We start from the raw sequence: 13,894 nt of genomic DNA on the forward strand, positions 1-13,894 counted from the left end.
GTAATGCGACCGGCGAAGCCTGACCAAATCGACCGGTTTCGAGTGCAGCCGTGCCAACGAGCAGGGGACGAGTGCCGATGGACCAACCGATGGTGAGTGGCGGGCGCGATTACTCGGTTGTCGTTCAGACGTAGTAACCGATAAACTGGTTTCCGGTGCGCCGGGAAGTCTGGTCGGCATGGTCCGATCATGCTCAAATGCTTGCCGATCAAGCCGAACGTCCCGTCAGTAGAGCGTCGTTACGGTGGCTGCGGATGCTCAACGAAAGGCTCGCCACATATGTCGTCCAGCTCGCAGCGGTTGCCGCTGTTCTCCCGCGGATCCTGGTCCGAGGCGGATCGCGTCGCCGCGATTCTGCGCAAGGAAACCGTCGGCGGCATCCTGCTGCTCATTGCTGCTGTTGCGGCGTTGACGTGGGCGAATTCGCCGTGGGCCGACGGTTACGAGTCGTTGATGAACGTCAAGGTCGGGCCGTCGGCGATACATCTGGATCTGACGCTGTCGACGTGGGCGGCCGATGGTCTGCTGGCGATCTTCTTTTTCGTCGTCGGTCTGGAACTCAAACGCGAATTCGTTGCCGGCGACCTGCGCGATCCTCGGCGTGCGGCACTGCCCATCGCGGCCGCGTTGGGCGGCATGGTAGTTCCGATCATTATTTTCGTCGCTTTCAACCGCAACACTGGTGGCGGCGCACTGCAGGGTTGGGCTATCCCCACTGCTACCGATATCGCGTTTGCGGTCGCGATCCTTGCCGTAATCGGTACACATCTGCCCACTGCACTACGGACATTTCTGCTCACGCTCGCTGTGGTCGACGATCTTCTCGCGATCACCGTGATCGCGATTTTCTATACCGACGACGTGAATTTCATTGCTCTCGGTTTGGCACTGATTCCGCTCGCTTTGTTCACTTTCGCTGTTCAAAAGCGTGTCCGGGCGTGGTGGATTCTGATACCGCTCGCATTCGTCACCTGGACACTGGTGCACGAATCGGGCATCCACGCGACCGTCGCAGGCGTCCTGCTCGGGTTCGCAGTCCCGGTGGCGCGCAGTCGTGCGCTCGGTGGCCCTGATGCCGGCCCCGGGTTGGCCGAATATTTCGAGCACCGAATCCGCCCGCTGTCCGCGGGCGTGGCCATCCCCGTCTTCGCGTTCTGCGCCGCTGGGGTCACCGTCGGTGGCTTCAGCGGTTTGACCAGCGCGCTCAGCGATCCGATTGCGCTGGGCATCATCTTCGGATTGGTAATAGGCAAAACTGTCGGCATCTTCGGGACGACGTTCCTGCTGTCGAAATTTACTCGCGCTTCACTCGATAAGTCTGTCCAGTGGATCGATATCCTCGGGATCTCGATCCTTGCAGGCATCGGGTTCACGGTCTCTTTGCTGATCGGCGACCTCGCATTCGGCCCGGGTACCGAGCGCGATGATCACGTCAAGATCGGCGTCCTAGCAGGATCGATTCTCGCCGCACTGCTGGCTTCTGCCTTGTTGCGCATGCGCAACAAGGTGTACAAGCGCATCTACGAAGAAGAGACCTGCGACGACGACAACGACGGAATTCCCGACGTCTATCAGTCGGACACGATCAGTCGCGACAACTAGTCGGGTCTGACTCGCGCAGCTCTTACCGGTCCAGGTAAATCTCCTGTGGCTACGGTAGACATCGTTGCAGCGTGAGCGGTATTATTCGTCTGAATCGACCCTTGGGGCGTGTGATGCTTGTGTCGTTTCAGGTGAATGGACCAGGCTTGGCGCCATGATGGTGTTGCTCGTGTGTGGCGGTCTCCATGTGCCGGCCCCAGTAACGAGCTCATCCGGAAGGTGTTGTGAACCAAAGCAATAGCGATGTGAACGATACGTCGGCAGGCGACAAGTTCGACGATCAGCATTACCCGGCGTACAACATCGGCACCGCCGCACAGATGTTGAATGCGACTCCCGGATTTCTACGCAGCCTCGACGAGGCGAACTTGTTGATTCCGCATAGATCCGAGGGCGGTCACCGTCGATACTCTCGCTTCCAACTCAGGATTGCGTCGAGGGTCCGTGATCTGCTCGATCAGGGCACTGCGCTCGATGCCGCGTGCCGCATCGTCGTCCTCGAGGATCAGCTTGCTGCTGCTCGACGGACCAACGCCGATCTTCAGGAAGTCATCGACGGCTCGGACGGATCATCCAGCACCGGGGTATGAGCCACTTTCACCGCTGAGTACGCAAATCCGAAGTGTGCGCGAGCCTTCGTGGTGCTTGATAGACGAAGGACCCCGGTGCAAGATCGCACCGGGGCCCTGGTGGGGAATTACTACCATCTATTTCCACTTGCCTGATGACATTTGCGGTGTTCGCCCGAAGAACATGACAACGTGGGCGAACTGACGATGCAACTCCTCCCTTCTTCCAATTACCAACTAGCCCTGCTTGTACTGCACCTGCATCGGCGGTGATGTAAAAAAAACTCGAACCGCCGGTCTTCTCGCGGGTAGTTCGTCCTCTCCCGCGCCTTTCGATCTCTTCTTTCGTGTACGAGAACTACTGTAAACCACAGAAACCACAATGTCTACCCCAGCGACCATAGATTTTTCCGAGTGTCCGGCCGACCCCCAAGGCCCCGGTCTATCTTCGATAACTGGACCGCCTAAAACTTCGCGAGGAGAACCAGTCATGTGTATGACGCCGTCTGCGCCCAACCCTGCTCGCCGCGGTGGTCGCGCCTCATGACCGCGCAGATTCGGCCTCGGGTGTTGATAGTCGGCGGCGGATTCGGCGGACTGTACGCCGCGCGCGCACTACGTCGGAGTGATGTGGACGTCACCGTGCTGGAGCGCGGAACGAGTCATGTCTTTCAACCCCTGCTCTACCAATGTGCGACGGGATTAGTGTCCGAAGGATCCATCTCCAGTCCACTCCGGCACCTACTGCGCAGGCAGAAAAACGCTCACGTCGCACTCGGCGAGGCGACCGCAATCGATCCCGAGATCCGGGTGGTGACCGCGAGCAGATTCGACGGTACGACCTACGAGTTCCCCTACGACTACCTTGTGGTGGCCGCAGGTATGCGGCAGTCCTACCACGGGCACGACGAGTACATTCAGCACGCGCCGGGCATGAAAACGCTCGACGACGCTTTGACCGTCCGTCGCAAGTTGATTGCGGCATTCGAAATGGCGGAAGCATTGTCCACCGCAGAGGAACGGCGGCCTTGGCTGACGTTCGCCGTCGCGGGCGGGGGGCCGACGGGCGTGGAGTTGGCCGGACAGATCCGCGAACTGGCAACCAGGGCGTTGGCGGACGAGTTCAGGTCAATCGACCCAGGTGAGGCGCGGGTGTTGCTACTCCACGGCGACGATCGAGTCCTGCCCTCGTTCGACAGGAAGTTGTCCGCTGCGGCGCAGAAAACCCTCGATACCGTCGGCGTCGAAACGCACTTGGGTGTGCACGTCACCGACGTCACCGGCACCGACGTCGAAACCACGTCGAAGGCAGAGCCGAAGACGGTCACTCGTTACGACACTCGAACCGTCCTGTGGACCGCGGGCGTCGAGGCAGTTCCGTTTGCTCGGCAACTTGCGGAGGCGCTCTGTGTCGAACAGGACCGATCGGGGCGAATTGCTGTCGAGTCGGATCTGTCGGTGCCGGGCCACCGCAACATCTGGGTCGTCGGCGACTTGATGTCCTATCAGGATCTGGCGGGTGTCGCCGAGGTCGCCATGCAGGGTGGGCGTCACGTCGGTTCGGTCATCGCCACCGATCGGACCGACCCGATGGCCTCACGACAGGCGTTCCGATACCGAGACTTCGGCACCGCGGCTTACATCTCCCGCGGGCACGCGCTCGTCCAGGCCGGACCGCTGCGGATGTCCGGGTTCCTCGGATGGGTGTCCTGGGGAGTCATCCACATCGCGTTTCTCTCGGGAGCCCGCAATCGCGTCGGCACGCTGATCAACTGGGCTGCAACTCTGGCGACCGGTTCTCGCCGCGAACGAGCGATCACCTTCGGAGACCCGGAAACTGCGCGTAGGCCCTACCGCTAGAGGGGTGAGAGTGAGGAGTAGTACTCAGCCTGGGCAGGGTAGTAGTCGTCGAAAGTCGGCAGTGGCTCGTCGTTTCGAGAGTTGACGAGCATGTCGAGGTAGTACTCCCAACCGGGGCCTATTTCACCGATACCTTCGGTGTCGCTCAGATGCTGAATCAGCGTCACGAGTGTGGTGCCCTCGGACTTGGTCAGGACAACTTCCAGCTTCCAGCTTCCGGCATCTCCGATCGTCGAAACCGCCAGTCGGGACGGCACCTCGCAGGCGTCGATGCGCATCTCGGACCAGGGTGAGCCTTCCTCGAAAGCCATCTGAACACGAATCATCTTCTCCGGCAATCGTTCCCACGGACCGAACCACAGCGCCGTGCGGTCGGATTCGGTGAGCGACCCCCATACGTCCTCCCGGGAGGCTGCAATCGCTCGGGTCAACTCGAGATCGATACCGTCGGGCGTCCGGCGGAGGAGTCCAGTGGGATTCATCGGTCAATTATGCACCGTTGTCCGTCATCGAGTGACTTCATCGCTTGACCCTGACACTGTGACAAGGAGTGGAGTAGTCGAGTGAAGGAGGTGGTTGTCGTGAACACGACCAACCCGGGCGAGCCGCATACTCGCCTGCTCGACGCTCTTGCCGCTACTAATTCTTCGACGCGCCTTCGGGCGGCCCTCTCCGCCGGAACGCTGGGTAATCCGGGCCTGGCTCAGGCTTTGCTGGCGCGGTGTGCCGTCGAACCAGACTTCTTCGTTCGAGACATGCTGACGTGGGCATTGTGCCGACTTCCGCCGGAGATCACGGTACCGAGGTTGCTCGAGGAGCTGTTTTCGACCACGCCACAGGCTCGGAGTCAAGCACTGCACACTCTTTCCAAGATCGGTGATCGGACGGCATGGCCGGCAGTATCGGCACTGCTGCACGACGCGCACGACGAGGTTGCGCTCAGCGCCTGGCGTGCCGCCGTGGTCCTCGTCCCGTCGGGCGCCGAGGGTGAGCTCGCGGCCAACTTGGTCAAGGCGCTCGGACGGGGTGACCATGACATGCAGTGCAGCATGAGCCGCGCGTTGGCAACGCTGGGGCCGGACGCATCGCCGGCTCTTGATGCCGCTGGAGCGAGCCGTGATCCACGCGTCCGGGCTCATGCGGCGGCGACGGAAAGACTGCTGGATGACCCCGAGAGTGGTTTCACCCTCTCAGTCGAGGCGGCAAAGCGCGTCGCGGTGACCGGTACAGAGATGTAGGAGAGAGGCGGAAAATTGTTGATCGGTGAGGTGTCCCGGCGCTCGGGGGTCAGCACCCGCATGTTGCGTCACTACGACGCAGTGGGGTTGGTGAAGCCGACGGGCCGCACGTCCAGTGGCTATCGCGAGTATTCGACCGACGATATTCGTCGATTGTTCCAGGTCGAATCCCTCAGGACTCTGGGGATGTCGTTGAACGATGCCAAGCGAGCGCTCGACGAACCGGACTTCGCGCCGGCAGATCTGGTGGCGGAGTTGATTCGTCATACGAAAGCGCGGATTGCCGCGGAGGAGGAGTTGCTCGAAAACCTCGAGCGCGTCGGGGGAGCCTCGCAGTGGGAGGACGTGATGGGCATCGTGTCGTTGCTCCGCGCGCTCGAATCGGAATCGGGTGCCCGCCGTCAGCAAGCGGTGCTGGCCCAGAACGAGGGAGCCCCGCTGTCCGTCGAAGCGCTCGTCGAAGCGGCGCTCTCGGAGGATGACCTGAATGTCGCTGGAGCGCTTCGATGGTCGCTGGCGAGAGGAGGCGGTGAGGGGTTGACGGCGCTGGCCGTCGGACTGGTATCGGAGTCCGTCGCGGTTCGGCGTCGTGCAGCCGCCGCAATCGCGGAGATACCCACCGCCGAAGCAACGTCGCTGTTGACGACTGCTCTCACCGACTGTGACGTGGCGGTACGAGATCGGGCCGCCCTGGAACTCGGCGCGAGGCGAGTCGTCGAGGCAGTGCCTGCTCTACTTCGAATCGTGGTCGAAGGGCGGTCCGATGTCGAGGCCGCCGAGGTGCTGGGACTGTTGGCCGACGACCCGACCGTTTCGAGAGACATCATCCGAGCGATGCAGGACAAGCTCGACGCTACGGTCGACGCCGCGACCCGTTTGCGAATTACGCAGGCGCTCGCCGAGATTCCGGGCGCCCGGGCCCGTGACCTACTTGCCGAGTTGACCCGGGACGGTGACCGGACTGTTGCCGGGACCGCGTCGGCGATCCTGAGTCTGTGAGACCGGCGCCGATGTCGCGCTTACCGACACGCGCAGCCGAGTGGGGGCGAAGCGTATGCGGGAGAACAGAATTAGAATCTGCCCGGTGATCGAAATGCGGTGCGTCCTCCCCAGTGGGGTTCCCCGGTGGCGGGTTCGCGTCGGCCCAGTGGTGTGCGAGATCGGTGAATGCGCAGGCTGCGGCGCTCTGGTAGGCGCTTTCGCGGCGCAGCAGGGTGACGGTGCGCGAGGGAAGCGGCGGGTCGAGGCAGATGACACGAAGGTCGCGATGATCGACGGTGACGGCGGCCGGCAGCACGGTAGCGAGCAAAGTTCGTTCGACTATCTCGGTCAGTGCGGTGATCGAGTTGGCCTCCACCGATATCACTGGCCGCACAGCGTGTTCGGTGAGATAGGTGTCGATGTGGCCACGGGTGGCGAAGTCGCCGCGCAACAATGCCATTGGGCATTCGGCGAGGTCACTCACCGGGAGCGACTCAGCGCGGCTTGCCAGCGGATGGCCCGCGCCGACAACAAGGCTGAGGTCCTCGGCGAACAGTGACGTAGCTTCTATGCCGGGTAGATGTGGTCCGCTGAAAGCGATTCCGAGGTCGAGATCGCCAGCCAGCAACTCCGCTTCGATGCGGTCCTGCGTCATCTCCCGCACGTCCAGCACGATCGCGGGATGGTGGGTGTGGAATCGAGCGACGAGGGGCCCGATGAGGTACGTGGTGAACGTCGGCGTCATCGCCAGACGCAGGCTGCCGCGGGTCAGGTCCTGCACGTCGAGGACCGCCCGTTCGGCTGCGGCGAGGTCCTGCAGGGCACGGCGAGCGTAGTGGACGTATGCCTCGCCGGCGTCGGTGAGCCGCACCGTGCGGCCCGTGCGGTCGAGCAACTGGACACGCATGGTGCGCTCGAGCTGTTTGATCTGCTGCGACAGGGTCGGCTGTGAGACGTGAAGGTCTTCGGCGGCGCGAGTGAAGTTGCCGTGCTCGGCGACCGCGAGTAGATACCGGACGTGACGAAGTTCCAAGGCCATAGGACAACTATAGATGTCATCAATGATAATGATACCTACTACGTCTTGGACACTATAGGTGCTGTTCATGCACGCTGAATCTCGTCAGCCCGACAGGGTCGAAGTCCAGAAGGGAGTGAACCCCCATGCACAACCTCACCGAAGGCGTCGGGCGTTTTCAGCACGATGTGTTCCCCGCCAAGGCGACGCTGTTCGCGCACTTGGCCACCACCCACGAGCCCACTGCGCTGTTCATCAGCTGCTCCGACGCCCGCGTCGTGCCCGAACTGATCACCCAGCGCGAGCCGGGCGAGCTGTTCGTCATCCGCACCGCCGGAAACCTTGTCCCCGCCTACACACCCGGCTCCGACGGGGTGGCCGCGAGCATCGAGTACGCCGTCGCGGTCCTGGGCGTATCCGACATCATCATCTGTGGGCATTCCGGTTGCGGCGCGATGACCGCCCTGGCCGACGGGCACGACCTCACCGGACTGCCCGAGATCGCCGACTGGTTGCGTCACGCCGACGCAGCCCGGGCTCGAACGGTCTCCGCCGGGACCGATCTGGACAGGGTCACCACCCTGGTCCGCAACAATGTCCTCGCCCAGCTCGCCAACCTGGCCACCCACCCCTCGGTGGCACGGTCTCTTGCCGAGGACACCCTCACTCTGCAGGGTTGGGTCTACGACATCGGCACCGGAATGGTCGAAGAGACCGACCCCACCACCGGCCGCTTCGCCGCTACCGCAGCCTGACCTCCCGCAGTCCGGATCCCGCGCACCTGCGCGGGATCCACAACGCCGCTGCCTCGCACCGCTTCATGGAGCAGCCCGTACAAAAGGAATACCCCTGATGATTCACGCACACTTCGATCCGACCGTCCGCCAGAACCTGGCCGTCGCCGCCGTCGACGCCAAGATTCGCAAGGACCTGAGCTGGCAGGAGATCGCCGACGTCACCGGACTTTCGGTCGCCTTCGTCACCGCTGCCGTGCTCGGTCAGCACCCGCTGCCCGCCGACGCCGCCGACGCAGTCGCCGAACTCCTCGGCCTCGGCGCCGACGACGCGATGGCACTGCAGGCCATCCCGTCCCGCGGGTCCATTCCTGGCGGCATTCCCACCGACCCCACCATCTACAGGTTCTACGAAATGCTCCAGGTCTACGGCACCACCCTCAAGGCCCTGATCCACGAGCAGTTCGGCGACGGCATCATCAGCGCAATCAACTTCAAGCTGGACGTGGAGAAGGTCGCCGATCCCGACGGCGGTGAGCGGGCAGTCATCACCCTCGACGGAAAGTACCTGCCCACCAAGCCTTTCTGATCCCACCGGACAGCGGGGGCGCACCGGAATGCCTGACCCGACACTCCGGCCCGCCCCGCTCCCTGCCCCCGGCCGACCCGTCGATCCCGTCCCCGAAGGACATCTCATGGACGACGTCTCGAAATCCGTTGAGGTGTCTCGACCGCACCGCCGCCGGCATCCTGGTAGAACCGACGTACGACGAAAGACCCATCCCTGAGCTCACGTCCATGCTCGACGCTTGTGCAGAGACAGGGTTTACCACTGTCGGCGCAGTGAGCGCTCGTGTCCAAGTGCCCGCGCCTGCGTTACACCGATCGCGAGAATGGCGATCACATTGTCGGACAGGGGCAACGCTGCCGGGCCGGCGCGGGCTGCCCGAGAGCTATGACACAGATTCGCGTGCACTCGTCACTTTCGCGTCATGACTGTCGGCCGAGGCATAAAGGAACCGTAAGGATCTTCGGCGGGGTGGTTTTGTCGGCGTAGACATATCCATGAACGTCGGGCGATGTGTCCGTCGACCAGCGCTTATATGCGTTGACCCCACTATGTCGAAGAGGCATGAACATCCATGGCTGATCTGGGCTATCTCGCCGTCACCGCCGTGGGATTCGGTGTATGTGCACTGATCCTGCGGTTGTTGGCGAACACTGCAACCTCGAAGGTGAAGACGAAGTGACCACCGACGGAATCATCAGCATCGTCCTGGTGGTCATCGCTGCTCTGACGGCGATCTACCTATTCGTCGCACTACTCGATCCAGAGAGGTTCTGATCATATGAATGCCGCTCTGGCTGCCGGACTTCAGATTGCCTTCGTCGTGGCTGTTCTGGCTATTGCCTATGTTCCACTCGGCGACTACATGGCGAAGGTTTTCGCCACCGAACACGATACCGACGAGGAAGGTGCCGGCTCCGGCCACGCATCAGGAGGTGGCACTGCGACACTCCAGCGGACCCGCGGTGGCACTACCACCGCCTGGGCCGACCTGCGGGTGGAATCGTGGATCTACCGGATCTGCCGAATCGATCCCCGCGCACAGCAGACCTGGGTGGGTTACTCGCTGTCGCTGCTCGGCTTCTCTGCTGCGAGCGTCGTCTTTCTCTATGTGCTGCAACGGATTCAGGGGGTGCTGCCGCTGAACGGCGGTTTGTCGGGAGTGAGCCCGTCGGTCGCCTTCAACACCGCTGTCTCGTTCACCACGAACACCAACTGGCAGTCCTATACCCCCGAAACGACGCTGTCGAACCTGACCCAGCCGATGGGCTTGGCTGTGCAGAACTTCGTTTCTGCCGCGGTCGGCATTTCCGTGGCCATCGCCGTCATTCGCGGATTCGTACGGGTCCGTACCGGTGGGGAGATCGGCAACTTCTGGGTCGATCTCGTTCGCGCTTCGCTTCGCATCCTGCTGCCTCTGTCGTTCATCATCGCTCTGATCCTGTTGACGCAAGGCGCTATTCAGTCCTTCAGCTCGGGATTCGCCTCGACCGGTCTCGACGGTGTGACAGTGAGCAATGCGTTGGCACCGGTTGCTTCTCAGGAAGCGATCAAGGAACTCGGAACCAACGGAGGCGGAATCATGGCGGCCAACGCCGCGCACCCGTTCGAGAACCCGTCTCCCTTCTCCAACGTTGTCGAAATCATTGCGATCCTTCTCATTCCGGTCGCTTTGACGCGCACCTTCGGAACGATGGTCGGCGATCGCAAGCAGGGTCTGACGCTGCTCGCAGTCATGGCTGCACTGTTCGCAACAATGCTCACCGTCATTGCGCTCGCTGAATCCGGTGCTCGCGGCGTTGCCGCTCAGGCTGCCGGTTCGATGATGGAGGGTAAGGAAGTTCGCTTCGGAATTCCCGGATCGACCCTGTTCGCGGTAGCGACTACCGGAACATCCACGGGTGCAGTCAACTCCGCGCACGACAGTATGTCTCCGCTCGGTGGTGGCGCCGCCATCCTGAACATGTTGTTCGGTGAGATCGCGCCCGGTGGCGTGGGCACCGGCCTGTACGGACTGCTCGTGTTGGCGATCATCGCAGTGTTCGTCGGTGGACTTCTCGTCGGCCGTACTCCCGAGTTCCTCGGCAAGAAGATCGGTCAGCGTCAGATCACACTCGCTGCCTTGTCCGTTCTGGTCATGCCGGCCCTGGTGTTGGTGGGAACCTCCATCTCGGTGATTCTCTCGTCCACCACTGGCTACCAAGGGAATTCGGGCGACCCCGGAACCCCGAGCTCGATCCACGGGTTCAGTGAAGTGCTCTACGCCTACACTTCTGCCTCCAATAACAACGGCAGCGCATTCGGTGGCCTGACGGTGACCAGTGACTGGTTCCAGACTTCACTCGGCCTTGCCATGTTGCTCGGGCGATTCCTGCCGATCATCTTCGTTCTGGCGCTCGCCGGATCACTGGCTACATCGAAGCGAACCGCACCGAATACCGGCACGCTGCCGACCAACGGCCCGCTCTTCGGTGGACTGTTGCTCGGAACTGCCGTACTCGTTGCGGCACTTACCTTCTTCCCGGCCCTCGCTCTGGGCCCGATCGCAGAGGCATTGCAATGACCGTCACATCATCTCGATTGATAGACAACGAAGCCGACGTCGTCGACTCGCCGACACCGGTGAAGGCCGGTTACTTCAGCCCACGGCAGATGTGGACCTCGCTCCCCGCAGCCTTCGGCAAGCTCGACCCACGACACCTTGCCCGCAATCCGGTCATGTTCGTGGTACTCATCGGATCGGTCATCACTACCGTTCTCGCAGTGAGCAACCCGTCGGTGTTCTCCTGGCTTGTCACAGCCTGGCTCTGGTTCACGCTGCTGTTCGCGAACCTGGCCGAATCCGTTGCGGAAGGTAGAGGTAAAGCGCAGGCCGCGAGCCTGCGTGCTGTCAAACGCGACACCATCGCGCGCCGACGGACGTCCTCGGGAGCTATCGAAGAAGTGCCGGGCACCGAATTGCGGATCGGCGACGAGGTCGTCGTCTCCGCCGGCGAGATAATCCCCGGCGACGGTGACGTCATCGAAGGCATTGCCACCGTCGACGAATCGGCGATCACCGGCGAATCCGCGCCGGTTGTGCGCGAATCGGGCGGCGACCGCTGCGCAGTGACCGGCGGAACCGGTGTGCTGTCCGACGAGATCGTCGTAAAGATCACCTCTGCTCAAGGTGAGTCGTTCGTCGACCGCATGATCGCACTCGTCGAGGGCGCATCGCGCCAGAAGACGCCGAACGAGATTGCGCTCAACATCCTGCTCGCCTCGCTCACGATCATCTTTCTTCTTGCGGTAGTCGCAATCGGTCCGATGGGCGCCTACGGCGGCGAAGCACAGGATCCGATCAAGCTGATCGCCCTGCTGGTGTGCCTCATCCCCACGACCATCGGCGCATTGCTGTCCGCTATCGGCATCGCCGGTATGGACCGCCTCGTGCAGCGCAACGTGCTGGCGATGTCCGGGCGCGCTGTCGAAGCCGCAGGCGATATCGACACACTGCTGATGGACAAGACCGGAACGATCACCTACGGCAACCGTCGCGCCACCGGGCTGCACCCAGCTCCCGGCGTCACAGCCGGAGAACTCGCAGCTGCTGCTCGGCTGTCGTCATTGGCCGACGGCACACCCGAAGGACGCAGCATCGTCGATCTCTGCACCCGCGACTACTCGTTGCCTGCGCAGGCAACCGACAGTGAGAAGGGTGGCGAGTTCGTAGCGTTCACTGCACAGACTCGGATGAGTGGTATCGATCTCGACGGCGTCCAGGTCCGGAAAGGTGCAACCGACTCGGTACTCGAGTGGGTTCGCGCCAACGGCGGACCTCTGATCAACCCGGAGGTCGACGAGACGACTCACACCATCGCGTCGATGGGTGCTACTCCGCTCGTCGTCGCATCCGGCCCGATCGGTGGACCGGTACGTGCTCTGGGCGTCATCGAACTCTCCGACGTCGTGAAGCCGCATATCGCCGAACGGTTTGCACAGCTGCGTGCCATGGGCATCAGGACCGTCATGGTCACCGGTGACAATCCGTTGACAGCCAAAGCAATTGCCGACGAAGCAGGTGTGGACGACTTCCTCGCCGAAGCTACACCCGAGGACAAACTCGCCCTCATCCGCAAGGAGCAAGAAGGCGGACGGCTCGTCGCCATGACCGGTGACGGCACCAATGACGCACCCGCACTTGCCCAGGCGGACGTCGGCGTAGCGATGAACACCGGTACGTCGGCGGCCAAAGAGGCCGGCAACATGGTCGATCTCGATTCCGACCCGACCAAGTTGATCGAGGTCGTCGAGATCGGCAAGCAGTTGCTGATCACCCGCGGTGCCTTGACTACGTTCTCCCTGGCCAACGATCTGGCGAAGTACTTCGCCATTCTGCCGGCCATGTTCAGTGTCGTGTATCCGCAACTGGGTGCACTCAACATCATGGGTCTCGCGACTCCGGAGTCCGCGATCCTGTCGGCGGTCATCTTCAATGCACTGGTGATCATCGGGCTCATACCTCTGGCACTCAAAGGTGTTCGCTATGTTCCGTCGAGTGCCTCGAAGTTGCTCAGGCGCAACCTCCTGCTCTACGGAGTGGGTGGTGTCATTACGCCGTTCGTCGGTATTTGGCTCATCGACCTCGTTGTTCGATTCATCCCAGGGATAGGCTGACATGCGGTTCGTACAGAGGTTTTTCGGGCAGATCGCGGCAGGATTGTCGGTTCTGTTGGTATTGACGGTCATCTTGGGTATCGGTTACCCGGCGGCGGTCTGGGCAGTGAGCCGTATCGGCTCGAACTCTGCCGAGGGGTCGCCGTTGACCGACGCCAACGGCTGCGTCGTAGGTAGCAGCCTCGTCGGTGTCGACTCACAGGTCGACCCCGGGCAACCGGATCCCTTCTTCCATGCTCGCGTCACCGGTTCGGTATCGGATGAGGATGCTTTCGCAACGGGTGACCCGGCAGCAGGACTGCCGACCAACCAGGGACCGAGCAGTGAGGCTCTGGCGGCATTCGTCGAGGAGCGTCGCGAGGTGATCGCCGAGCGCGAGAACGTCGACCCCGCTGCTGTCCCGGTCGACGCATTGACCGGCTCAGGATCGGGCATCGACCCCCAGATCAGTCCGGCGTACGCGCAGATTCAGATCGAACGAGTCGCGACCGTCAACGGAATGAGTAAGGACACTGTCGCCTCGTTGGTAGCCGAGCACACCGACGGACGCCAGTTCGGGTTCCTCGGCAGTGAGAGAGTGAACGTGGCCGAGCTCAACCTTGCGCTCGGATTGACCGCGCCGGGCTGCGGCACACGCTAAGCGCCGAGCGGACAGATGCGGTAGGACG

12 protein-coding genes and 1 pseudogene are annotated in these 13,894 nt (G+C 62.3%); 11 read left to right on the forward strand and 2 right to left on the reverse strand.

Annotated elements, in window-relative coordinates; genetic code table 11:
* Window positions 1–279: 279 nt before the first annotated feature.
* The 3 genes from nhaA (at window position 280) to BJD99_RS01175 (ending at window position 4,031) form a co-directional block, all read left to right on the forward strand.
* Complete coding sequence (gene nhaA / locus BJD99_RS01165) at window positions 280–1,602, forward strand: Na+/H+ antiporter NhaA (protein ID WP_084344973.1); 1,323 nt, start codon at window positions 280–282, stop codon at window positions 1,600–1,602.
* Window positions 1,603–1,826: 224 nt separating this feature from the next.
* Complete coding sequence (locus BJD99_RS01170) at window positions 1,827–2,192, forward strand: MerR family transcriptional regulator (protein WP_084344974.1); 366 nt, start codon at window positions 1,827–1,829, stop codon at window positions 2,190–2,192.
* A gap of 522 nt (window positions 2,193–2,714) precedes the next feature.
* Entirely contained in the window at window positions 2,715–4,031 is a 1,317-nt protein-coding gene (locus BJD99_RS01175; protein WP_084344975.1) for an NAD(P)/FAD-dependent oxidoreductase, read from the forward strand.
* On the opposite strand, the gene BJD99_RS01180 is transcribed toward BJD99_RS01175, so the two are convergent.
* Window positions 4,028–4,513, reverse strand: coding sequence for an SRPBCC domain-containing protein (locus BJD99_RS01180; RefSeq protein ID WP_084344976.1), 486 nt, complete (start codon window positions 4,511–4,513; stop codon window positions 4,028–4,030). The genes BJD99_RS01175 and BJD99_RS01180 overlap by 4 nt on opposite strands.
* Window positions 4,514–4,603: 90 nt before the next feature.
* Here BJD99_RS01180 and BJD99_RS01185 point away from each other — a divergent pair, with 90 nt between their 5' ends.
* Complete coding sequence (locus BJD99_RS01185; RefSeq protein ID WP_179142137.1) at window positions 4,604–5,269, forward strand: HEAT repeat domain-containing protein; 666 nt, start codon at window positions 4,604–4,606, stop codon at window positions 5,267–5,269.
* Window positions 5,270–5,284: 15 nt separating this feature from the next.
* A complete protein-coding gene (locus tag BJD99_RS01190) occupies window positions 5,285–6,268 on the forward strand; it encodes a MerR family transcriptional regulator (RefSeq protein ID WP_084344977.1) in 984 nt (327 codons plus the stop codon).
* A gap of 151 nt (window positions 6,269–6,419) precedes the next feature.
* Here BJD99_RS01190 and cynR read toward each other — a convergent pair.
* A pseudogene (gene cynR / locus BJD99_RS01195) lies at window positions 6,420–7,283 on the reverse strand (transcriptional regulator CynR); the annotation flags it as partial.
* A 131-nt stretch (window positions 7,284–7,414) separates the two neighbouring features.
* Between cynR and BJD99_RS01200 the strand changes: the two are divergent.
* The 6 genes from BJD99_RS01200 (at window position 7,415) to BJD99_RS01225 (ending at window position 13,866) form a co-directional block, all read left to right on the forward strand.
* On the forward strand, window positions 7,415–8,023 hold the full coding sequence (locus BJD99_RS01200; RefSeq protein ID WP_084344978.1) for a carbonic anhydrase: 609 nt from the start codon (window positions 7,415–7,417) through the stop codon (window positions 8,021–8,023).
* Window positions 8,024–8,120: 97 nt separating this feature from the next.
* The gene (gene cynS, locus BJD99_RS01205) at window positions 8,121–8,591 is read left to right on the forward strand and encodes a cyanase (protein ID WP_084344979.1); all 471 of its coding nucleotides are present in this window, start codon (window positions 8,121–8,123) and stop codon (window positions 8,589–8,591) included.
* A gap of 657 nt (window positions 8,592–9,248) precedes the next feature.
* On the forward strand, window positions 9,249–9,347 hold the full coding sequence (gene kdpF / locus BJD99_RS20600; RefSeq protein ID WP_125458724.1) for a K(+)-transporting ATPase subunit F: 99 nt from the start codon (window positions 9,249–9,251) through the stop codon (window positions 9,345–9,347).
* A gap of 4 nt (window positions 9,348–9,351) precedes the next feature.
* Window positions 9,352–11,133 carry a potassium-transporting ATPase subunit KdpA gene (gene kdpA, locus BJD99_RS01215; protein ID WP_084344981.1) on the forward strand — a complete coding sequence of 594 codons (1,782 nt, stop codon included), beginning with the start codon at window positions 9,352–9,354 and terminating at the stop codon, window positions 11,131–11,133.
* Window positions 11,130–13,226 (forward strand): potassium-transporting ATPase subunit KdpB, encoded by a 2,097-nt coding sequence (gene kdpB, locus BJD99_RS01220; RefSeq protein ID WP_084344982.1) that lies wholly within the window; start codon window positions 11,130–11,132, stop codon window positions 13,224–13,226. The genes kdpA and kdpB overlap by 4 nt, the downstream gene beginning before the upstream one ends.
* A gap of 1 nt (window position 13,227) precedes the next feature.
* A complete protein-coding gene (locus BJD99_RS01225) occupies window positions 13,228–13,866 on the forward strand; it encodes a potassium-transporting ATPase subunit C (protein WP_084344983.1) in 639 nt (212 codons plus the stop codon).
* The last annotated feature ends 28 nt before the right edge of the window (window positions 13,867–13,894 follow it).

The organism is Rhodococcus sp. 1163 (assembly GCF_002091985.1).
Taxonomy (GTDB): Bacteria; Actinomycetota; Actinomycetes; order Mycobacteriales; family Mycobacteriaceae; genus Rhodococcoides.

Bases quoted from the DNA above. Each gene is read 5' to 3' on its own strand.
- kdpB (WP_084344982.1), top strand. From the start codon at position 11,130: ATGACCGTCACATCATCTCGATTGATAGACAACGAAGCCGACGTCGTC.
- cynS (WP_084344979.1), top strand. From the start codon at position 8,121: ATGATTCACGCACACTTCGATCCGACCGTCCGCCAGAACCTGGCCGTC.
- nhaA (WP_084344973.1), top strand. From the start codon at position 280: ATGTCGTCCAGCTCGCAGCGGTTGCCGCTGTTCTCCCGCGGATCCTGG.
- BJD99_RS01200 (WP_084344978.1), top strand. From the start codon at position 7,415: ATGCACAACCTCACCGAAGGCGTCGGGCGTTTTCAGCACGATGTGTTC.
- BJD99_RS01225 (WP_084344983.1), top strand. From the start codon at position 13,228: ATGCGGTTCGTACAGAGGTTTTTCGGGCAGATCGCGGCAGGATTGTCG.
- kdpA (WP_084344981.1), top strand. From the start codon at position 9,352: ATGAATGCCGCTCTGGCTGCCGGACTTCAGATTGCCTTCGTCGTGGCT.
- BJD99_RS01180 (WP_084344976.1), bottom strand. From the start codon at position 4,513: ATGAATCCCACTGGACTCCTCCGCCGGACGCCCGACGGTATCGATCTC.
- BJD99_RS01175 (WP_084344975.1), top strand. From the start codon at position 2,715: ATGACCGCGCAGATTCGGCCTCGGGTGTTGATAGTCGGCGGCGGATTC.